This window comes from Pseudomonas sp. TH21 (assembly GCF_016651025.1).
GTDB classification, from domain to species: Bacteria; Pseudomonadota; Gammaproteobacteria; order Pseudomonadales; family Pseudomonadaceae; genus Aquipseudomonas; species Aquipseudomonas aylmerensis.
On record NZ_JAEKEQ010000001.1, the window covers coordinates 2,427,279 to 2,446,590 of the forward strand.

The following is a 19,312-nucleotide window of genomic DNA, read 5'->3' on the forward strand; positions in this document are numbered from 1 at the left end:
CATGATTTCCCCCGTGAATCGACTGACCCTGGCGGTCGGCATGGTCATCGCGACCCTGGTCGGCCAGGCGGCGGCAGCCCCGGTCGCCCCCTCGGAAAACGTCACTATCAACCTGATCCGCCTGCTGGTGCAGCAAGGTGTGCTGACCCAGGATACCGCCAATGGGCTGATCGCCCAGGCCGAAAAGGAAGCCCAGCAGGCCCGTCAGGCGAATGCCGCGCCGGTGGTGGCCGCCGGCCCCACGGCAGCACCGGGTGATGTGCGGGTGCAGTACGTGCCGCAGGCGGTAAAAGATCAGATTCGTGACCAGGTCAAGGCCGAGGTCATGGCCACTGCCAAGCAGGAAAACTGGGCCCAGCCCAATACGTTCCCGGACTGGGTCTCGCGTATCACCTTTGACGGCGACATACGCCTGCGCGATGAATCGCGGTATTTCTCGGGCAACAACAGCAATGAAATCGTCGACTACGCCAAGCTCAACGACAGCGGCCCGTACGACACCAACAAAGACACCAACACCAAGTTGCCGCCGCTGCTCAACACCACCAAGGACCGCGAAAACCTGTTCCGCCTGCGCGCCCGCCTGGGCATGAAGGCGGTGATTTCGCCGGAATGGACTGCCGGTATCCGCATCGGCACCGGCTCCGACAATAACCCGGTGTCCACCACGCAGACCCTCGGCGGTGGCTTCGGCAAGAAGGACATCTGGCTCGACCAGGGCTACCTGAGCTGGAAGGCCAGCCAAGACGTGACCCTCACGGCCGGGCGCTTCGCCAACCCGTTCTATTCCACCGACATGATGTATTCGGGCGACCTCAACTTCGACGGTATCGCCGCCAATTTCAACCATGCCCTGAACAGCGAATGGGGGCTGTTCGGCACCCTCGGCGCGTTCCCGGTGGAGTACACCTCCGACTCGGCCAGCAGCAACGGCTTCGACAAGGAGGACAGCGAAACCAAATGGCTGTTTGGCGGGCAGATCGGCGCCAACTGGAAGCTCAACCGCGGCAACAGCCTCAAGGGCGCGGTGGCGTACTACCACTTCGACGACATCGAAGGTAAACGCTCCGGCGCCTGCGAACCCTGGGCCGGGCAGCCGGCCTGTGACAGCGACGGCTCGCGCCTGGCCTTCATGCAAAAGGGCAACAGCGTGTTCCTGCTGCGCGATATCACCCCCAACCCGGCCACGCCCGGCCTGACCCCGCAACCGCAGTTTGTCGGCCTGGCGTCCAAGTTCGACGTGCTCGACCTCAACCTGGCGTGGGATGCCGAGTTGCCCAGCGACTTCAAGCTGCGCACCCAGGGCAACTTCATCCACAACCTGGCCTACGACAAGGGCGAGATGCTCAAGCGCAGCGAAGGCGAGATCGTCAACAACATCAACAGCAAGGGCCAGTTCGAAAGCGGTGGCAACGCGCTGATGGTGCAGATGACCCTCGGCAGCGCGCTGGAGATGCGCAAGCGCGGCGACTGGAACGTGCTGGCTGGCTACAAGTACATCCAGCCCGACGCCTTGCCTGACGGTTTCAACGATTCGTCGTTCCACTTGGGCGGCACCAACGCCAAGGGCTATTTCATCGGCGGCAACTACGGCATCGACAAGAACATCTACGCCAGTGCGCGTTGGTTGAGCGCGTCCGAAGTGTATGGCGCGCCGTTCGAAGTCGATGTGATGCAACTGGAACTCAACACGCGCTTTTGATGCGCAGGGAGATGCCACATGAACACGCGAATCTGCGGGCTGTTGTTGCTGCTGGTGGCCAGCGGCGCCTGCGCCGAAGGCATGGAGGAACGCCTGCGTACGCAACTGCGCAGCACCACCCAGCAATTGCAGGCGCTGCAAAGCGAGCAGGCCCAGGCCAGTGCGGCGCGTGTCGCCGCTGAGGCCCAGGCCAAGCAGGCCCAGGCGCAAATCAAGCAACTGACGGCCGAGCTGGAAAAGGCCCGTGGCACGGCCGAGCAACTGGCCGGCCAGCAACAGAACCTGCACAGCCAGGCGCAAGCCCAGGTCGCGGCCAGCCATGAGCAGATCGGCAAGTTCAAGAAGGCGTATGAGGAACTGCTGGTCCTGGCCAAAGGCAAGGAAGCCGAGCGCGCCCGCTTGCAGGCACAGTTGAGCGAACGTGACACACAAGTGCAGCAATGTTCAGTCAAGAATCAACAGATGTACGGCGTGGCGCAGCAATTGCTCACGGCCTACGAAAAGATTGACGTGGCTGAGGTGATGAGTATTCGCCAGCCCTTCGCCAGTAGCGCGCGGGTCAAGTTCGAGGAACTGGCCCAGGGCTTTGGCGACGATCTCTACAAGAGCCGTTTCGATGCGCCCCAGGCGGGCGTCAACCATTGATCACAAGGAAGAACCGCACATGAACGAATTGATCACCAGCGTCACCCCCCAGAGCCTCACCGAGTTGCTGCAGGAAGCCGGCTACCGGGTCAACCAGAGCGAACAGAACGGCATCGTGCAACTGCTCAGCGCCAGCCAGGGCATCGGCTTTGCCGTGCGCTTCGGCAACCCGGCGGCGGAGCAGGGCAGCTACGTGGACTTCACCTACAGCTGCGCACTGCGCGTGCAGGGCGAGTTGCCCGAAGGCCTGGCGCAGGTGTGGAACGCCTCGCGGCGCTTTGCGCGGTTGTCGCTGCAGGGCGAATTCTTGCTGATGGAAATGGACGTGGTGGTGGCCGGCGTCGGCGCCTCGCACCTGCGCAGCCAGCTGGAACTGTGGGACCGCTTGCTGCAGGAGTTCATCGTCTACCTGCGTGAATACAGCCAGCAGGCCGCGCAGTTGCAGGCCCAGGCTGCGGCGGTCGGCGAAGAGGCACCCGTCCTGTGAAGAAGCCAACCCTGATGGTCAGCGCCGGCGCGCTGGCGGTGCTGGTGGTGGCCGTGGCGCTGTGCCTGCGTCCGGGCAGCGACCCGGTGGCCGCCCAGCAACCGGCACCGCTGCTCGATCCGGCGCCGGCCGGGCCCGCGGTGGCGCGCCTGGGCAATCAGCAGATCGACCTGGTCGAACTCAGGAGCGTGCTGGCGAGCCTGCCAGCCGAGTCTCGCGAGCAACTGCGCGGCAACCGTGGCGCGCTGGAAACCTGGATTCGCTCACGGCTGGCGCAAAAGGCCGTGCTCGAACAGGCCGACGCCCAGGGCTGGCGCCAGCGCCCGCAGGTGGAGCAGCAGACCCGCGCCGCCACCGAGCAGATCGTGTTCCGCGACTACATGCTCTCGGTCAGCCAGGTGCCGGCGGACTACCCCAGCGCGGCTGAATTGCAGCAGGCCTACGACAGCGGCAAGGCGCAATGGGTGACGCCGCCGCTGTACCGGGTGAGCCAGATTTTCCTCGCGGTGAATGACCCGCAAAACCTCGACACGGTGCGCCGCCAAGCCCAGGAACTGAGCCGCCGGGCACAGGCCGCACCGGGGGATTTCGCCGCCCTCGCCAACCAGTTTTCCCAGGACCCGGAGACCGCTGCGCGCGGCGGTGATTCGGGTCTGCAGCCGTTGCAGCAACTGGTGCCCGAGGTGCGCGGCGCGGTGTCGCGGCTCAAGGTCGGCGCGGTATCGGACGCGGTGCAGAGTGCGGCGGGCTTTCATGTGCTCAAGCTCACCGGCCAACAGCCGGCGCGCACCGCCAGCCTCGACGAACTGCGCGAACGCCTGACCCAGGCCCTGCGTGCCCAGCGTCAGGAACAGATCGCCAAGGCCTACCTGGAAGGCATGCTCAACACCGCGACCTTGAGTATCGACGGTGCCGAGTTGAACAAAGTGCTGGAGTAATCCGCGACCACCCGCATTGGATGCACCGACCGACAGACAGGGAGTCTCACATGGCATTACTGGAACCGTCCGGCCAACAAGGGCCTTCAACCTATCGCGCGCCATCCGAGTCACGTGGCGCCTGGCTGGCCCTGGCCGCCGAGATTGATCCGGAGGTGGCGCGCTACTTCCTGGTCAGTGCGCGCTGCGGCTGTTTCATGCAGGCCGCGCGCAGCTTGAATATCAAGGCGACGCTGCTGCGCAAGCGCCTGGCGCAACTGGAGGAGCACCTGCGCCATGCGTTGTTCAGTTATCAGGGCAACGGCCTGGTGCTCAGCCGCGACGGCTTGCAGTTGCAGGCCCAGTTGGTAGCCCTGGCCCATGAGCGGCGCCTGCCGGTGCTGGAACAGCCGCTGATTCGCCTGGCGGTGGCCGAGCCGATCCTGCACGACATCCTCGGCCGTGACCTGATTGCCTTGCTGCGCCGCAACGCCAGCGTGCGCCTGGAGATCATCTCCCTCGACAGCCAATTGTCCCTGCAAGCGGTGGACGTCGATGTGGTGGTGTGGCTCTCCGACACCGACGGCCCGGTGCCCGGCCCGAGCTTCGCCACCGAACCGCCACGGGCCCTGGCCCGCCTGGAATATTTGCCGCATATCGCCAAGCGCTATTCGCGCCTGACCACGCGCCCGGACAGCGTCGACGACCTGAATGACTACATGCTGGTGCAATGGCAACCCGATGCACAGGTCGACGCCCTGCAGGCGTGGAACCAAGTGGTGGAGCAACGCCTGGCGGCGGTGGTGCAGGTGCAGGCCTATTCGCTGATGCTGGAGATGATCCGCTGCGGCGCCTGCATCGGTTTGCTGCCGCACTACATGAGCAGTTTCGACCGTGGGCTGGTGGCACTGCCGGGGTTGCTGGCCGACAGCATGCAACGCCAGGTGTGGCTGGCGGTGAATGCGCAGGTGCAGCATGCGCAGGCGGTGCAGATGATTGTCGAGTTGATCGTCAGCACGTTTGAGGGGCGGCGGGAGTGGTTTGGCTGAGTGCCTATCCGTTGTCCGGGTAGCGGCTGCTGGCGGTCGCGCGCTCAGAGCGGGTGTGCCTGATGGATCGAGGTGCCTGCATCGCAGGCAAGCCAGCGCCCACAGAAAGGCTGATCAGCGTTGCAACACGCCACGAAAGGTCGCACTCAGGGCCCGCAAGGTTTCCCGCGAACGCGTGTCGCTGATGCGGCTATGGAGCACCACCTCACTCACGGCCAAGGCCGGCAAGCCGTATTGCTCGCTCACCTCTACCGCTCCGGCCGGGGCCACGCGGTGGGCGAGGGCAGCGACGCCCAATCCGGCGGTGACTGCCGCACCCACGGCCATCACCCCGCCACCGACAAATACCTCGGTCCAGTCGATACACGCCGCATCCAGCGCGCGCGTCGCCAGGTGCCGCACGCCGCAGGGCGCGGCCATGGTTGCCATGCGCAGCGGCGTGCCGGGGCGGTGTTGCCAGGTGGGCGCGGCGAACCAGCCAAAGCGTTCCACCGCCAACACTTCGCCGTCCTGGCGCTCGCCCTCATTGCGCACGATCACCGCGTCCAGCTCATTGCGGTCGAAGGCGGCCACCAGGTCGCGGGAGGACGCGATACGTACTTCAAGGATCACCAAAGGGTCATAGGCGGCCAGGCGGCTGAGCCAGGTTGGCAGGTCGGGACCGGCCACATGGTCGCTGATGCCGATCACCAGGCGCCGGGGCGCTTGGCTGCCCATATCGCCCAGTGCGCGTTCGTGGGCATTGAGCAGGGCGCGCGCGGCGACGATAAAGTGTTCGCCCTGCGGTGACAGCCGCACATGGCGCGGCGTGCGCTCCAGCAAGCGATAGCCCAGGCGTTCTTCCAGGCGCTTGAGCTTGAGGCTGATGGCGGCCTGGGAGGTGTCGAGGGCTGCGGCGGCGCGGGTGAAACTGGCGAAGTCGGCGACCAGCACAAAGGCCTGCACGGTGTCGATATCCAGCGGTTTGGGCGTGTCAGTCATATCCAATCATTATCGCACATATATCGGCTGATATCTTGTTGAAATCATAGGCGCTGCGCAAGCTGAACCCTCAACTTGCACGGGAGCTTCTTCATGTTTGCCAAACAGTATTCACACCGCTTGCCTGCCGACTACGACATGGCCGTGATCCGCCGCCGCGCCGCGCAATTGGGTCCTTTGTGGGATCACGCCGAGGGGTTGCTGTTCAAGGCGTTTATCGCCCAGGAGCACGCAGGCAACGTGTATGCCTCGGTGTATCTATGGTCCGACCCACTGCAGGCCGCCGATTTTCTGCTCGGAGAGCGCTTTCAGAAGGTGCTCGACAGCTTCGGCCGGCCGTATATCGAGAGCTGGTTGCCGCTGGATGTGCAACGTGGGCCGGCGCAGACCGCGCTGAGCCTGTACCGCGAGGACTGGGCGTTGGAACCGGGGGCGGACAGGGCGGCGATCCTGGCCGAGGAGAAAAGTCGCAACCAGCAGTTGGCGGATAGCGGCGACACCTTTGCGGTGTTCCTCGCGCTGGATGTGCAGGCCTGGCGGCTGGTACGGATCACCTTGTCGGCCAAGGCGCTGGAGGTGGACCATCCCGGGACGGGCTACCAGGTGTTTTACCTGGCCCATCCCGGGATTTGACTCAGGAGTTGAATCGGGCTTTTGGCTGGCTGAGCTTGCGCTCGGCCACCGCTCCGAACACCAGGCCCAGGGTGGTCCACAGCACCAGCTGGATGCCCAACGAGGCCACGCGGAATTTCCACAGCAGCACGGCCGAGAACTGCTCCGGCACTTCGTTGATCACCGGGAAGAGGCTGCCGGCCACCGCGACGATCACGATGTACAGCGCCACGCCGAGGATCGCGCCGCTCCACACGCCACGGCGGGCAATCAGCTTGCGCGCGGCGTTGATCGCGATCACCGCCGCCGCCACCGACACCAGCAGCATCAGGAAGAACAGCCTGGTGCGCTGTGCAATGGTCTGCGGGTCCCCCACCGAAGGCGGGTTGGCCGGGTATTTGAGCCCGGGCACCAGGATCAGCGTCACAAAGGCCGCCAATGCCAGCAGCGCCGCCAGGCCGCGCGGGCCGACCTTGCCGATGCGGCCCAGGGCGTAGGCGAACACCAGGGCGAAGAGGCCACCCAGGGACACGCTGTAGACCACCACGCCGGTGAACAGGCCGAAGGTACTTTGCACCTCGCGGCTCACCAGTTCTTCTTCCGGCGCATCGCCGTGCATCTGTGCCATCTGGTCTTCAAAGGCGATGGCCTTGTCGATCTGCGGCTCGCCGAAGGCCTTGGCGAAACCGAAGGCCAACACGCCGGCGAGCAGGCCCACCAGCATCCCACGTACGAGTAATTGCCCTGTCATGGTGTGTCTCCCTTATGAATTAATGGCAGGGGAAACCCAGCAGGTGGCGACCGTCGTGCACAAACTCGTGCACGTACATGCCCTTGAACACCGCAGTGGCGCCTTGCTCGGCACCGACGAAGTAAATCGCCAGCATCAGCAGCAGGCCGCCGAAGATCGCCCAGGGCAGGATTTCGCCCAGCGGGATCGTCGGCACATAGACATCAGGATGGGTTGCAGCAATGTTAGCCATGAGAACCTCCAGGGATGACGCGTCCCGAAATGGATAGCGAAGGGGCTGAAACAGGGTCTGGCTTACGGCTATTGGGCCGAATACAGTGGCGCGACCGCGCCGGAATCGAACCGGCTTCCTCTTTCATGTTCGTTGTAACATGTTGAAACAACTTCGCCAGTCTACGCTGACTGCGCGCTGAAACAGAGTGAAATTGTGATGCAGGCCACCCGTCTGACCCTTATCTGCCATGCCATCACGCCGCTGCAAAAGCAGGGGCGCTTTCCCGATGACGAATCGGTGGCGATGGACTGGCAAGCTGCCGCTTCATCGCTGGCCGGGCGCTACCCGAAAAACCTGCGCCTGCTCTGCGCACCCGAGGCTCGCGCCCGGCAGACGGCGGGTTTGTTCGGCAGCGCGCCGGTGATTGAAGAAGCTCTGCGCGATGGCAACTTCGGCGATTGGAAGGGCCAGGCCATCAGCCAGTTGGATCATGGCCAGTTGCAGGACTGGATGACCAACAGTGCCAGTGCGCCCCACGGTGGCGAGTCGGTCGAGCAGATTTGCGCACGCGTGGCACAGTGGATGAAAACCCTCGAAACACAGCCCGGGCACGTAGTGGCTATCACCCATCCCTTTGTCATCCGCGCCGCGATGCTGTACGTGTTGCAGTTGCCCGTCGCGATGTTCTACCGGATCGACGTCGAGCCACTCTGCGCCACCGAACTGCGCTTCAACACTGTCTGGCGCCTGCGCCTGGAAACTCACGCCTGGCCGCATGAACATGGCAAAATCCACGCCCCGCACTGAGAGCAACCCATGAAACGCATCCTGATCATCGGCATTGGCGCCGGCAACCCTGACTACATCACGATGCAGGCCGTGAAAGCGCTGAACCGCACCGACGTGTTTTTCCTGATGGACAAGGGCCAGAGCAAGGACAAGCTGATCGACCTGCGTCGCGAGATCTGCGAGACCTACATCACCGAGCCCGGCTACCGCTTCGTCGAGGCCGACTGCCCCGAGCGTGTGCGCGGGGATATCGACTACACCACGGCCGTGCAGGACCTCAACCGCGACAAGCAGGCGACGTTCGAACGCATGATCAATGAGGAAATGGCTGACGGTGAAGTCGGCGCTTTCCTGGCCTGGGGAGACCCTGCGCTGTATGACAGCACCATTCGTATCCTGCAGGCGATCCTGGCCAGTGGCCGCTGCCACTTTGAGTTTGAAGTCATCCCCGGCATCACCAGCGTGCAAGCCCTGGCGGCCCAGCACAAGGTGGCGCTGAACCGCATCGGCAAGTCCGTCGAAATCACCACCGGGCGCCGTTTGGCCGCAGGGCAGGCGAGTGATGCCGATACCTTGGTGGTGATGCTCGACGCCGAAGATTCCTACCGCAGCGTGGCGGATCAAGGCCTGGATATTTATTGGGGCGCCTACCTGGGCACGCCGGATGAAATCCTGATCAGCGGCAAGGTCAGCGAAGTGGCTGGAGAAATTGAACGGGTGCGCAAGGCGGCGCGCCTGGAGAATGGTTGGATCATGGACACTTATTTGTTGCGCAAACCCTGAGGTAACGTCCCATGCTCAAACTGTTTGCCCTGGCGCTGGCCCTGGTGGCCGGTGCCGCCCAGGCCGATACCAGCCTGCACACCGATTTGCCGCTTTCATACCTGGAACAGACCCAGGGCGATGCGCGCAACCAGCCACTGGTGATTTTCCTGCACGGGTTCGGCAGCAACGAGGAGGACCTGTTTGGCATCAAGGACGCGCTGCCCTCCACTTGGACCTACCTGTCGGCCCGTGCGCCGATGCCGGTCGACCCGCATGGTTTTCGCTGGTTTACCAAGACCCCGGGCGACGGCGAGTACAACGGCGAAACTGCTGATTTGCAGCGCAGCGCCACACTGCTCGAAGACTTCGTGACCCAGGCCACCGCCAAATACCACACCCAGAGTGACCGGGTGTTCCTGGTCGGTTTCAGCCAGGGTGCGATCATGTCCTACGAGGTGGGCTTGCGTAAGCCTGCGTTTGTGCGTGGGATTGCAGCGTTGAGTGGCAGCGTGTTGCCGGTGCTCAAGGCCGAGCTGAAGCCGGATGAGCGCCTGAAACAGCTGGCGATCTTTATCGGCCACGGCACCCTGGACCAGGCGCTGCCGTATACGTCGGCGACGCGCGCGAATGAGGTGCTGACGGGGTTGGGGCTGACGCCGGAGTTTCATGGCTATCCGGGCATGCCGCATACCATCAGCGAGGCGGAGGTGCAGGACCTGAAGGCTTGGCTGGAAAAAAGCCTGAACTGACGTTGGCTAAGTGTGGGAGCTGGCTGGCCAGCTCGCACATTTGTTGGTGGCGTCAGGAAGATCGGCTCACTTGCCGCCGGTGATCTGCTTCACCAACTCCGCATGCCCCTTCACATCATCGGCCCGCGAGATGGCCTGGATCACCAGCAAATGGTTGCCCGAACCGCCGAGGAAAGTGGAGTTCAAGGTCTTGCCGCCGCCCTGGGTGGCGGTGCTGTCCACCTGGCGCAACCCCAGGCCCTTGAACGTGAGTTTCTTCTCGCTGAGTTTCTTGAAGTCGGGCAGTGCAGCGGTCTGGTCCTTGACGAAGCCGGCCACGGCGCCGTCGAGGAACTGCGTGTCGTTGTCCTGGATGGTAACTCCGTCGTTACGCACGGTTTCGGCGACGATCACCACGCTTTTAGTGGTCTGGTTGGCGTACATCGTGCCTTGGGTGTCGGCGGTGCCATCTTCGGCCTTGCCGGCCGGCAGGGTGTCGGCGACGTAGGCCTTGGGCAGGCTGAAAGTGAACTTACCGCCCAGGGTGGAGAGGGTTTGCGTGGCAGGCTTGGCAGCAGCGAAGGCGCTGCCGGCGGTAAGCGCAAGGGCCAGCAGGACGGCGGTCTTGGTGAAAGTGGCCATGAAGCGCTCCAGGGATGAACGAAATTGCGGCATATTCTGTCAGAAATTTCGCAATATCGTTCATCCGAAGCCTTACACCTTGTCGGACTCCTCCTCGAGCCGATCCATCTCAAACAGTCGCGCCAGTTCTGCACGGGCTTCCTGGGCGGTCTGCATGACCTTGGCCGCATCGTCGTACACCGCGTGCTGGGCGGCGAGGACTTGCAAGTCGTGGTTTTTGAAACGGGTGATGCGCGCATCGGCCTGGGCCTGGCTCAAGCCCAGGCCCACCAAGGTACGGCGGCTCATTTCCAGGCTGGAGTAGAAGGTCTCGCGCACCGGCGAGGCATCCAGGTCCACCAGGCGGTGCACGTGCTGGCGGTTACGCGCGCGGGCGATGATCTTCATGTGCGGGTAGAGGCTGCGCACCAGCTCGGCAGTCTTGATGTTGATCTCCGGGTCGTCCATGGCGATCACGAAGAATTCCGCCTGGTCGACCTTGGCGGCATGCAGGATTTCCGGGCGTTGCGGGTCGCCATAGAACACCGGCATGCCGCCGAAACTGCGGGTCAGCTCGATGGTTTCCACCGAAGTGTCGAGGGCGATGAACGAGATGTTCTGCGCACGCAGGATCCGCGCCACGATCTGCCCCATGCGGCCCATGCCGGCGATCACCACGCGCGGTGCATCGCTTTCGATGGCGCGGTATTCCTCGGGCACTTCCACCGGCTTGACCTTGGGCTTGAACAGCTTCGGGCACACCAACAGCAGCAGCGGCGTCACGGCCATGGACAGGGTAATGGTCAGCACCAGGATGTCGTACAGGTGCGGTTCGAACAGGCCCTGGTCGCGACCGATCTTGAACACCACGAAGGCGAATTCCCCGCCTGCCGCCAGCACCACGCCCAGGCGCAGCGCGCTTTCGCGGTTGAGATCACCGACCATGCGGCCCACGGCGTAGAGCAGCGGCAGCTTCAGACCGATCAGCAGCAGCGTCAGGCCGATCACCACCAGCGGCGAGCTGAGCAACAGGCTGAGATTGGCGCCCATGCCCACGCTGATGAAAAACAGCCCGAGCAGCAGGCCCTTGAACGGCTCGATCTGCGATTCCAGTTCGTGACGGTACTCCGAGTCCGCCAGCAGCAGGCCCGCGAGGAAGGCGCCGAGGGCCATGGACACGCCCACCAGTTCCATCAACCAGGCGGTGCCGATCACCACCAGCAACGCGGTGGCGGTGGAGACTTCACGCAGGCCGGTCTTGGCGACGATGCGAAATACCGGCCGCAACAGGTAGCGGCCGCCGATGATCACCACGGCGATGCTGCCGAGGATCTGCAGCACGTGTTGCAGGCCCTGGGCCTCGGTGGTCGGATGATCGCTGCCGGCCAGCAGCGGCACCATGGCGATCAGCGGGATCGCGGCAATGTCCTGGAACAACAGGATGGCAAACGCCAGGCGCCCGTGGGGCTGGTTCAGCTCCTTGCGCTCGGCCAGGCTCTGCAGGCCAAACGCGGTGGACGACAGCGCGAGGCCCAGGCCCAGCACGATCGCGCTGTTCCAGGGCTGGCCAAACAGCCACAACGCCACGGCCCCCATCACCAGGCCGGTCAACAGCACCTGGGCCAGGCCAACCCCGAACACCGCCTTGCGCATCACCCACAAACGCTTGGGCGACAACTCCAGGCCAATGATAAACAGCAGCAGTACCACGCCCAGCTCCGAGAACTGCGCCACGCTTTGCGGATTGCCGACCAAACCCAGCACGGAGGGGCCGATGATCACACCGGCAAACAGATAGCCCAGGACCGCACCCAGTTGCAGGCGTTTGGCCAGGGGCACGGTCAGCACGGCGGCGAGCAGGAACACCACGGCTGCTTGTAACAGGTTGCCTTCATGGGGCATTGCGAACTCCAGGATCTTCAAAACCAGTCAACAGGCGGGTATTAGAGCGCTTTTTACATTTCGATAATTGTGTTTTTGCAGCGAGCTACCGTGCATGGGGCGCCATTTCTATTGCGTAAGCACTATTCCGCCGCCACGCAGGAAGGATGTACAAACAATTTCCCGAGGTTGGCGGGTGGCAGCTCATCCGGTTTATCTACTAGTTTTCAGGCTCTTGAGTTTATATTCCTTGGATGGCATATTTGCATGAGCTGGGAAATTGAATACACGGATGAATTCGGAGCCTGGTGGCAACATTTGGGTGAAAAAGAGCAGGTTTCGGTGTCGGCCAGCGTTGATCTGCTGGGCCTCTTCGGGCCGGGTTTGAGTTTTCCCCACAGCAGCGACATCAGGGGCTCTCGGCACGGCAACTTGCGAGAACTGCGCATCCAGCACGCGGGGCGGCCTTATAGGGTGCTGTACGCGTTTGATCCGCGACGATGTGCGTTGTTACTGATGGGCGGTGATAAGACCGGGCAACATCGATGGTATGAAACGCACGTCGCCGTGGCAGAAAAGCTGAACGACGTGCATTTAGAGATATTGCGTAAAGAGGGCCGTAACCGTGGCTAAGAAATTCGCCGAACTCCAAGCTCGCATGACGCCGCAGGCGCGTGCCGAAGCCGAGCAGTTGCTTGAGCAACACCTCAAGGAAATGCCGCTGCACGAACTGCGCAAGGCTCAGCAGTTGAGCCAGGAAAGCCTGGCGAAAATATTGAATATCAACCAGGCCGCCGTCTCCAAAATGGAAAGGCGCACCGATATGTACATCAGTACGTTGCGTGACTATATCCGCGCGATGGGCGGCGAGTTGGAAATCATCGCGACGTTTCCCGACGGCCAGGTCAAGATCGAAAACTTCGCGTGCTGAAGTCCAGCAGGGTGTTTGGCAATCGCCAGGCCATGCGCCGGGTAGTCGTTAAAGGGCCGCTCTCGTGAACCAGCTTCTCGCCATGCGCGCCTTCGTCCGTGTGGTCGAAACCGGCTCATTCAGCCGTGCGTCCGACCAGTTGGGATTGCCGCGCTCCACCGCCAGCAAGTTGATCAACGACCTGGAAATGCACCTGGGCATCAAGTTGATGCACCGCACCACGCGCGCGCTGGCGCCGACGTCCGAAGGGCTGGAGTATTACCGCCATGCCCGGCGCCTGGTGGCAGAGCTGGATGAAGTCGACAGCGCCGTGCGCGGGCAAACCCTCAAGCCCAGCGGCCATTTACGGGTAGACGCACCGGCGTCGTTCGCCAATTGCCTGTTGATTCCGGCGCTGGTGGATTTTCACCGCGAGTATCCCGATATCACGGTCGCCCTGGGCATCAGTGATCGCTCAGTGAATATCGTGGGGGAGGGGGTTGATTGCGTGATCCGCGCCGGCAAGCTGGAGGACATGGCGATGATCGGTCGCAAGGTCACGGACCTTGAGTACCTCACCTGCGCTGCGCCGGCTTATCTGGAGCGCCGAGGTGTACCGGTGTCCCCGCAGGACCTGGCGCAACATCACCACAACGTCGGCTATTTCTTCGCCGGCTCGGGCAAGCCGGAGCCGTTGATTTTCGAGCAGGGCGACACGCGCATCGAGGTGGAAAACTGCGCGTTTTCCACCAACGAGGGCAACGGCCTCAAGGAAATGCTGCTCGCCGGCCCGGGCGTCGGGCAGCATTTCAAGGCAATCGTGCAGCACTACGTAGACACCGGCCAACTGGTCAGCGTGTTGCCGCACTGGTCACGCCCGGCCACACCGCTGCATATTCTTTACCCGCCCAACCGGCACCAGAGCGCGCGGCTCAAGGTATTCGCCGATTGGGTGATTGGTACGTTCGGGGTCAGGGAATGATCGCGGTCACGCGGATTTCCACGCGCATGGTCGGCAAGCCCAGCGCTTCGACGCCCAGTTGCGTCCAGATCGGCGCATGGTTGGGCATGTACTGGCGGTAGTGCTTGACCATCGCCTCGTTGACCTCGGGCGGGAAACCGCCGACGTGGTAGGAGTTGACGTGGATCACGTGCTCCCAACCGGCGCCGGCGGTGGCCAGGGTGCGCTCCAGGTTGTGAAACGCCTGGGCGATTTCCTCGCCCAGGTCGGCGGGGATCTGCAATTCATCGTCCCAGCCGCCCTGGCCGGAGGTTTCCACGCGATTGCCGACCTTTACCGCTTGCGAGTAGTGCAGGTGCTCGCGCAGGTAGTCGCCATAGCCTGGGGTGACAAAGAATTCGGGCGTGCTCATGGTGTTTCCTTGGGTTCAGTACAAGACCGGACCCAGGCTAGAGCACTGGATGGGCGAACAAAATCCCGAATTCATGCCATGACTATCTATCCATATGCACAATCGGCTGCGGCTCTACAGGAGCCAGGTTCGCTGGCTTGCGATACAGCCCCACGGCCAGCCCGGCGATGATGATGCCGATCGAAATCAGGTTCGGCGTGGAAATACGCTCGCCGATAATCAGCATCGAACTGGTGATCCCGAACACCGGAATCAGCAACGACAGCGGCGCCACGGTGGACACCGGGTACAGCTTGAGCAGCGAGTTCCAGCCCCAATAGGCGAAGTGCGTGGCCAGGTACACCTGGAACAGGATGGACAGGATCGCCGTCAGGTCGAGGCTCGCCTGCAGGCTTTCGAACGGCGCACTGCCGTGCATCAGCCAGGCCGTGAGAAACAGCGGGATCGGTGGGATCAGGCTGGCCCACACCATGAACGAGAAGATCTCCTTGACCCCGGATTTCTTGATGATCACGTTGCCCACGCTCCAGGCCACCGCGCTGAGCACGATCAGCATGACCCCGAGTACCGCGTGGTTGCCTTCCTGGGTGGAGATGATCCCCGCCAGGCCGATCAGGGCCAGGAGTGCACCGAGCATCTGCGCGCCACGGATTTTTTCCTTGAACAACACAAAGCCCCAACCCATGGTGAAAAACACGCTGAGCTGAATGATCAATGAGGCAATGCCGGGGCTCACGCCCACTTGGATCCCGTAGTTGATCACGCCCCACATGCCCAGCCCGAAGATAAAGCCGTAGGCGGCGACATAGCTGAACTTCACGGCCGGGCGCTTGATGAAGAACACCAGCGGCAAGGCGGCGAGGGCGAAGCGGATGCCCGTGAGCACAAACGGATCGATCGAGCGCAGGCCCAGTTTAGTGATGGGGAAGTTCACCCCCCAGACCAGGGTGACGAGAACGGCGAGTGACAAATGTTTTTTCAGCATGGACCCTCCTTGGGTCAGGCGGCACACCGCAATCGCGGTGCGCCGCGTGCAAATCAGTTCAGGGCGAAGCGTTGTTGCATCAGGCACAGCCCGGCCATTTCCATCAGCAGGTTGTCGGCCGAAGCACGTTGGGCCGGCGACAGGCTGGGCAGTGTAGCCAGCAAGGCGCGCACTTTACGCGGATCGAAGAACGGTACGTTGCTCAAGGCCGGGCCGCTCAGGACGTCGTGGATCATTTCGAACAGCTTCGACTGCGGGCTTTCGGACGCCGGCGGCGCGCGGAAGTACTGTTTCTTGCGATCCAGCACCGCCTGCGGCACATACGGGCGCATGGCTTCGCGCAGCGCGTATTTCTCGGTGGCGCCGCGCACTTTCATGTTCACCGGCAGGCGGCAGGCGGCTTCGATCACCTGGTGGTCCAGCAGCGGCGGGCGGCCTTCGAGGCTGCCGGCCATTTCCATGCGGTCGCCCAGCGAGGTAAGAACCACGTTTGGCAGGCTGGATTTGGCGACCATGTACAGCGAGCGGTTGACCGGCTCCCAGCCTTCGAGCGCGCGGGGGCTCAGGCGGTCGTAGAACTGGCGATAGGCATCCACGTCGCAGAAACGCTCGCGGAACTCATCGGTGTACAGCTGTGCCAGCGGGCCGAACAATGCGGATTGGGTCTGCAGCCACGACACGCCGTGGCCGAGTTCGTCCTGCACCCACTTAACGTCATTCTTGCCGCCGGGCAGGTAGCGATCTTCGCTGCTGTGCAGGCGTCGGGTGAGTTCGGCGATCACCGCCGGGTCCTGGTGTTCGTGGTTGTACAGCAGCATGTCGCGGCGGTAGTGCGGATAGCCGCCGAAGACTTCGTCGGCGCCTTCGCCGGTCAGCACCGCGCGCATGCCCTGGCCCTGCACGAACTTGCACAGCAGGTACTTGGCCACGCTGTGGGCGTTGGCGAACGGCATCTCGGCGTGCCACAGCGCGTTTTCGAAGTTGTCCGCCATGTCAGAGGAATTCACGGACAACACGTTGAGGTGGGCGCGGTTATGCCGGGCAGCCACTTCGGCGTATTGGCGTTCGTCGTAGGCCTGCTCGCCCTCGAAGGACAAGTGGAAGGCCTGCAGGGGCTGGCCGGTCAGCTCGGTGGCGATGCCCAGCATTGCCGAGGAGTCCAGCCCGCCGCTCAGGCAGACGCCGACCGGTACGTCGGCATGCAGGCGCAGGCGTACGGACTCCTCGATGGTGCTGCGCAGCGTGTCGATGATCTCGGCTTCACTGCGCTGCTCGGTGGCCTGCGCGTCGGGGAAGTCCCAGTCCCAGTACTGCTCGGTCTGCAGGCCGCTTTCGTCGGCGATGATCCAGCAACCCGGCTTGACGCTGCGAATATTGTTGAACAGCGTGCGGTCGCGCAGGATAAAGCCACGGCTGGCGTAGGCTTCGTGGTCCCACTGCGCCGGCACACCGGCTGCCAGCAGCGCCTTGATTTCGGAGGCGAAGTACCAGGCGCCTTCATGCTCGGTGTAGTACAGCGGCTTGACGCCGACCCGGTCACGCACGGCAAACAGCTTTCTGCGCAGGCGATCGAAGATCAGGATGGTGAACTCGCCGCGCAGTTGCTTGAGCCCGCGCACGCCGTGGCGGCGGTACAGGTGCATGGCGATTTCGCTGTCGGAGGAGGTCTTGAAGCGGCAACCGTAGCCCTCCAGTTCTGCACGAATGCGCTGATAGTCATAGAACTCGCCGTTGACCATCATCACAAGGTCGCCTTCATCGGCGACGATCGGCTGGGTGCCATTGCCCAGCCCGACCAGGCCCAGGCGTACATACCCGAAAGCGGCCTGGCCCTTGGGGTCGAACCATTGGCTGGAGCTGTCCGGGCCACGATGATGGATGGCGCGCAGGGCTGCATCGAACATGTTCGGGTTGAACGCACGAGGGTGTTTGGCAAAGACGCCAATGTATCCACACATAAGATTTACTCTATTGAATTTGTATTGGTCAGCGGCACGCTGGTGTTCAAACGGTGGTTGCCGGTTCCGGCATCAACTGCAACTCAGGCAGCACCGAGGCTGGGTGTATGCCAATCGAGTTGAGGATCTCGGGCATGGCCGAGTAGTCCGCTTCACCGGTCTCGATGAATTGGGTGGGCAGCAGCAGCGAGCGATCGCCGAACACTTCAAGCAGTTGCGGCAGGATGATTCGCCACGCGGAAATCTCGCGCATCGGGAAAATCCGGATCGAGTTGGCGATGCCGCGGGTAAACAAAGTGGTTTGTTGCGCGGTGAAGTCGCCGACCACCTGCTGAACGAACAGCGGGAAGATGTGCTTGTGCACCAGTTCGTCTTTTTTGTGCAGGGCCACGACGTGACGGAACACCGGCTGGATCTCGGGTGCGTCGCTGAGGTCGGCCAGGTAGTCGCTGATGAAGGTTTCCGACACCAGCGAGAAGGCCAGGCGGTAGATCTTGAAGTCCGCCTCGGACATCGTCGCCTGGGCCTGGCTCAAGTGGCGGGTCAATTCCAGCTCCGGCCATTTGATGCGCATGCCGCGCTGGGTAATCGCCAATTCACACATGTTGATCGAGAACAGCGTGTGGTAGGCCTCATCCGCCAGGGTTTCGGAAATGGTCGCGGCGCTGGCTGAGCTCAGGCGCGAGCCCAGTTGCAGCAGGTCGATGCAGGACGGGCAGATGATCTCGGTTTCGATGGCGATGGTTTTCTGGTTGTAGATCACCCAGCCCGCCGACAGGATCAGCAGTTTCAGCGCGTGGGGGTAGTGCTGGTAGTGCGGGTCATGGGCGAAAGGTAACAGGGCCTCGAGAAAGTCCGGGGCCTGCAGGTCGAGCTGGATATCCGGGCGTTGGGATTCGAGCTTGATCTGTGCGCGTTTGTGCCAGCTGCGTTCGATTTTGATCAATCGTTCATCGGCTGCGTCATTGCTGCGATAAAGATCGTCTTGAGTGCTGTGCTGAAACATGGTTTCACCGGGTTGATAGTGAGTTGTGAAGGCCATCCATGGTTTGCCGAGGCAGCTCGGCAACATTCACGACCGCGAGTTACACCGCCGGGGCGGTCTGGATCTTGTCCTTCTTGCGATCCAGGAAATCCGCCAGGCGATCCTGTGTGCGGGTGTCGGAGGACACCACTGCAGCAATCAAGGCTTCTGTCATCAGGCCGTCCTGCTGGCTTTGATCCACGATGCGTGGCAGCACGTGAGTGACCGCGTAGTTGGTCATGGGCAGGTTGCCGGCGATCTTGTGCGCCAGTTCAGTCGCCTTGAGCACCGCCTGGCCGACCGGGACCAGGTACTGCGCCACGCCGCGCTCGTAGCTTTCCTTGGCGTAGAGCGTGCGGCCGGTGAGCATCATGTCGGTCATCAGGGCGATGCCGGCGATGCGCGGGAAGCGCACCGAGGCGCCGACGCCCACATACAGGCCGCGCATGGCTTCGGGCAGCGAGAAGAATGCGCTGTCATCGACCACGCGAATACTGCAGGCCGTGGCGATTTCCAGGCCGCCGCCGATAGCGGCACCGGTAATGGCGGCCACGACCGGCACCTTGCCGAACTGGATCAGTTCAAAGGTTTTATGCCACTCACGGAAGGCCTGGACGTTGTCGATCACCGATTGGTCGCGGATTTCCGACAGGTCCAGCCCCGTGCAGAAATGCTGGCTGGTGCTGTAGAGCACGGCGGCACCAATGCCTTCAGGCAGGTTGCTGAAGGTCTCGCGCAGTTCATGCATGACCTCGAGAGACATGGCGTTGCGCTTCTGCGGGCGGTTGAGGCCCACCATCAACACCGCGCCATCTACTCGTACGTCCAAGTAGTTTTTGATCGTCATTTTCCGAGTATCCCTTCGATATGAACCCAACTTGGGGAGCAACGATTCTAGGTGGCAGAGTAATGGCCCGCTT

The 19,312-nt window shown here is 62.7% G+C and carries 22 protein-coding genes and 1 riboswitch; of the genes, 12 read left to right on the forward strand and 10 right to left on the reverse strand.

Going from position 1 to position 19,312, the window contains the following annotated elements:
* Position 1 precedes the first annotated feature (1 nt).
* The 5 genes from JFU04_RS10910 to JFU04_RS10930 are packed head-to-tail and all read left to right on the forward strand — an operon-like array spanning position 2 to position 4,800.
* Positions 2-1,702 (forward strand): putative porin, encoded by a 1,701-nt coding sequence (locus tag JFU04_RS10910; protein ID WP_201144061.1) that lies wholly within the window; start codon positions 2-4, stop codon positions 1,700-1,702.
* An 18-nt stretch (positions 1,703-1,720) separates the two neighbouring features.
* The gene (locus JFU04_RS10915; protein WP_065905950.1) at positions 1,721-2,347 is read left to right on the forward strand and encodes a DNA repair protein; all 627 of its coding nucleotides are present in this window, start codon (positions 1,721-1,723) and stop codon (positions 2,345-2,347) included.
* Positions 2,348-2,366: 19 nt separating this feature from the next.
* Complete coding sequence (locus JFU04_RS10920; protein WP_201144062.1) at positions 2,367-2,834, forward strand: YbjN domain-containing protein; 468 nt, start codon at positions 2,367-2,369, stop codon at positions 2,832-2,834.
* Entirely contained in the window at positions 2,831-3,772 is a 942-nt protein-coding gene (locus tag JFU04_RS10925; RefSeq protein WP_201144063.1) for a peptidylprolyl isomerase, read from the forward strand. The genes JFU04_RS10920 and JFU04_RS10925 overlap by 4 nt, the downstream gene beginning before the upstream one ends.
* A 50-nt stretch (positions 3,773-3,822) precedes the next feature.
* Positions 3,823-4,800, forward strand: coding sequence for a LysR family transcriptional regulator (locus JFU04_RS10930; RefSeq protein WP_201144064.1), 978 nt, complete (start codon positions 3,823-3,825; stop codon positions 4,798-4,800).
* 114 nt (positions 4,801-4,914) lie between these two features.
* Here the strand turns inward: JFU04_RS10930 and JFU04_RS10935 are convergent, their stop codons facing one another.
* Positions 4,915-5,781 carry a LysR family transcriptional regulator gene (locus JFU04_RS10935; RefSeq protein ID WP_201144065.1) on the reverse strand — a complete coding sequence of 289 codons (867 nt, stop codon included), beginning with the start codon at positions 5,779-5,781 and terminating at the stop codon, positions 4,915-4,917.
* A gap of 93 nt (positions 5,782-5,874) precedes the next feature.
* On the opposite strand from JFU04_RS10935, the gene JFU04_RS10940 reads away from it, so the two are divergent.
* Entirely contained in the window at positions 5,875-6,414 is a 540-nt protein-coding gene (locus JFU04_RS10940; protein WP_201144066.1) for a DUF4865 family protein, read from the forward strand.
* Between the two features lies 1 nt (position 6,415).
* Here JFU04_RS10940 and JFU04_RS10945 read toward each other — a convergent pair whose 3' ends face one another.
* Together JFU04_RS10945 and JFU04_RS10950 are read right to left on the reverse strand one after the other, a co-directional pair.
* Positions 6,416-7,144 (reverse strand): CbtA family protein, encoded by a 729-nt coding sequence (locus JFU04_RS10945; protein WP_201144067.1) that lies wholly within the window; start codon positions 7,142-7,144, stop codon positions 6,416-6,418.
* A 19-nt stretch (positions 7,145-7,163) separates the two neighbouring features.
* Positions 7,164-7,376 (reverse strand): CbtB domain-containing protein, encoded by a 213-nt coding sequence (locus JFU04_RS10950; RefSeq protein WP_106804344.1) that lies wholly within the window; start codon positions 7,374-7,376, stop codon positions 7,164-7,166.
* Positions 7,377-7,408: 32 nt separating this feature from the next.
* Positions 7,409-7,538, reverse strand: a riboswitch (cobalamin riboswitch).
* 36 nt (positions 7,539-7,574) lie between these two features.
* Here JFU04_RS10950 and JFU04_RS10955 point away from each other — a divergent pair.
* Genes JFU04_RS10955 through JFU04_RS10965 form a run of 3 tightly spaced genes read left to right on the forward strand, consistent with a single transcriptional unit; the run spans position 7,575 to position 9,661 of the window.
* A complete protein-coding gene (locus JFU04_RS10955; protein WP_065905962.1) occupies positions 7,575-8,165 on the forward strand; it encodes a histidine phosphatase family protein in 591 nt (196 codons plus the stop codon).
* Positions 8,166-8,174: 9 nt separating this feature from the next.
* The gene (gene cobF / locus JFU04_RS10960; protein ID WP_120448236.1) at positions 8,175-8,930 is read left to right on the forward strand and encodes a precorrin-6A synthase (deacetylating); all 756 of its coding nucleotides are present in this window, start codon (positions 8,175-8,177) and stop codon (positions 8,928-8,930) included.
* Between the two features lie 11 nt (positions 8,931-8,941).
* On the forward strand, positions 8,942-9,661 hold the full coding sequence (locus JFU04_RS10965) for an alpha/beta hydrolase (protein ID WP_201144068.1): 720 nt from the start codon (positions 8,942-8,944) through the stop codon (positions 9,659-9,661).
* Positions 9,662-9,727: 66 nt separating this feature from the next.
* Here JFU04_RS10965 and JFU04_RS10970 read toward each other — a convergent pair whose 3' ends face one another.
* On the reverse strand, positions 9,728-10,282 hold the full coding sequence (locus JFU04_RS10970) for a hypothetical protein (RefSeq protein WP_065905967.1): 555 nt from the start codon (positions 10,280-10,282) through the stop codon (positions 9,728-9,730).
* A 72-nt stretch (positions 10,283-10,354) separates the two neighbouring features.
* Positions 10,355-12,163, reverse strand: coding sequence for a monovalent cation:proton antiporter-2 (CPA2) family protein (locus tag JFU04_RS10975; protein ID WP_201144069.1), 1,809 nt, complete (start codon positions 12,161-12,163; stop codon positions 10,355-10,357).
* Between the two features lie 246 nt (positions 12,164-12,409).
* On the opposite strand from JFU04_RS10975, the gene JFU04_RS10980 reads away from it, so the two are divergent.
* The 3 genes from JFU04_RS10980 to JFU04_RS10990 all read left to right on the forward strand — a co-directional run bounded on the left by JFU04_RS10980 (position 12,410) and on the right by JFU04_RS10990 (position 14,034).
* On the forward strand, positions 12,410-12,775 hold the full coding sequence (locus JFU04_RS10980) for a type II toxin-antitoxin system RelE/ParE family toxin (protein ID WP_201144070.1): 366 nt from the start codon (positions 12,410-12,412) through the stop codon (positions 12,773-12,775).
* Entirely contained in the window at positions 12,768-13,073 is a 306-nt protein-coding gene (locus JFU04_RS10985; protein WP_065905971.1) for an XRE family transcriptional regulator, read from the forward strand. Before JFU04_RS10980 ends, JFU04_RS10985 begins: the two co-directional genes overlap by 8 nt.
* Positions 13,074-13,137: 64 nt before the next feature.
* Positions 13,138-14,034: a LysR family transcriptional regulator gene (locus tag JFU04_RS10990; protein ID WP_342389438.1), complete on the forward strand. Its 897-nt coding sequence runs from the start codon at positions 13,138-13,140 to the stop codon at positions 14,032-14,034.
* Here JFU04_RS10990 and JFU04_RS10995 read toward each other — a convergent pair.
* The 5 genes from JFU04_RS10995 to JFU04_RS11015 form a co-directional block, all read right to left on the reverse strand.
* Entirely contained in the window at positions 14,024-14,425 is a 402-nt protein-coding gene (locus JFU04_RS10995; RefSeq protein ID WP_201144071.1) for a RidA family protein, read from the reverse strand. The genes JFU04_RS10990 and JFU04_RS10995 overlap by 11 nt on opposite strands.
* A gap of 82 nt (positions 14,426-14,507) precedes the next feature.
* The gene (locus JFU04_RS11000; protein WP_065905977.1) at positions 14,508-15,410 is read right to left on the reverse strand and encodes an EamA family transporter; all 903 of its coding nucleotides are present in this window, start codon (positions 15,408-15,410) and stop codon (positions 14,508-14,510) included.
* Positions 15,411-15,463: 53 nt separating this feature from the next.
* Positions 15,464-17,368 (reverse strand): asparagine synthase (glutamine-hydrolyzing), encoded by a 1,905-nt coding sequence (gene asnB / locus JFU04_RS11005; RefSeq protein ID WP_106804336.1) that lies wholly within the window; start codon positions 17,366-17,368, stop codon positions 15,464-15,466.
* 46 nt (positions 17,369-17,414) lie between these two features.
* Positions 17,415-18,374, reverse strand: a complete 960-nt coding sequence (locus JFU04_RS11010; RefSeq protein WP_201144072.1) for a diiron oxygenase — start codon at positions 18,372-18,374, stop codon at positions 17,415-17,417.
* Between the two features lie 79 nt (positions 18,375-18,453).
* Positions 18,454-19,239, reverse strand: a complete 786-nt coding sequence (locus JFU04_RS11015; RefSeq protein ID WP_065905983.1) for a crotonase/enoyl-CoA hydratase family protein — start codon at positions 19,237-19,239, stop codon at positions 18,454-18,456.
* Positions 19,240-19,312: the final 73 nt, after the last annotated feature.

Coding starts and splice junctions, on each gene's coding strand:
- JFU04_RS10955 (WP_065905962.1), top strand. CDS start 7,575: ATGCAGGCCACCCGTCTGACCCTTATCTGCCATGCCATCACGCCGCTG.
- cobF (WP_120448236.1), top strand. CDS start 8,175: ATGAAACGCATCCTGATCATCGGCATTGGCGCCGGCAACCCTGACTAC.
- JFU04_RS10970 (WP_065905967.1), bottom strand. CDS start 10,282: ATGGCCACTTTCACCAAGACCGCCGTCCTGCTGGCCCTTGCGCTTACC.
- JFU04_RS11000 (WP_065905977.1), bottom strand. CDS start 15,410: ATGCTGAAAAAACATTTGTCACTCGCCGTTCTCGTCACCCTGGTCTGG.
- JFU04_RS10950 (WP_106804344.1), bottom strand. CDS start 7,376: ATGGCTAACATTGCTGCAACCCATCCTGATGTCTATGTGCCGACGATC.
- JFU04_RS10975 (WP_201144069.1), bottom strand. CDS start 12,163: ATGCCCCATGAAGGCAACCTGTTACAAGCAGCCGTGGTGTTCCTGCTC.
- JFU04_RS10920 (WP_201144062.1), top strand. CDS start 2,367: ATGAACGAATTGATCACCAGCGTCACCCCCCAGAGCCTCACCGAGTTG.
- asnB (WP_106804336.1), bottom strand. CDS start 17,368: ATGTGTGGATACATTGGCGTCTTTGCCAAACACCCTCGTGCGTTCAAC.
- JFU04_RS10965 (WP_201144068.1), top strand. CDS start 8,942: ATGCTCAAACTGTTTGCCCTGGCGCTGGCCCTGGTGGCCGGTGCCGCC.
- JFU04_RS10910 (WP_201144061.1), top strand. CDS start 2: ATGATTTCCCCCGTGAATCGACTGACCCTGGCGGTCGGCATGGTCATC.
- JFU04_RS10995 (WP_201144071.1), bottom strand. CDS start 14,425: ATGAGCACGCCCGAATTCTTTGTCACCCCAGGCTATGGCGACTACCTG.
- JFU04_RS10940 (WP_201144066.1), top strand. CDS start 5,875: ATGTTTGCCAAACAGTATTCACACCGCTTGCCTGCCGACTACGACATG.
- JFU04_RS10935 (WP_201144065.1), bottom strand. CDS start 5,781: ATGACTGACACGCCCAAACCGCTGGATATCGACACCGTGCAGGCCTTT.
- JFU04_RS10945 (WP_201144067.1), bottom strand. CDS start 7,144: ATGACAGGGCAATTACTCGTACGTGGGATGCTGGTGGGCCTGCTCGCC.
- JFU04_RS10930 (WP_201144064.1), top strand. CDS start 3,823: ATGGCATTACTGGAACCGTCCGGCCAACAAGGGCCTTCAACCTATCGC.
- JFU04_RS10915 (WP_065905950.1), top strand. CDS start 1,721: ATGAACACGCGAATCTGCGGGCTGTTGTTGCTGCTGGTGGCCAGCGGC.
- JFU04_RS10980 (WP_201144070.1), top strand. CDS start 12,410: ATGAGCTGGGAAATTGAATACACGGATGAATTCGGAGCCTGGTGGCAA.
- JFU04_RS11015 (WP_065905983.1), bottom strand. CDS start 19,239: ATGACGATCAAAAACTACTTGGACGTACGAGTAGATGGCGCGGTGTTG.
- JFU04_RS11010 (WP_201144072.1), bottom strand. CDS start 18,374: ATGTTTCAGCACAGCACTCAAGACGATCTTTATCGCAGCAATGACGCA.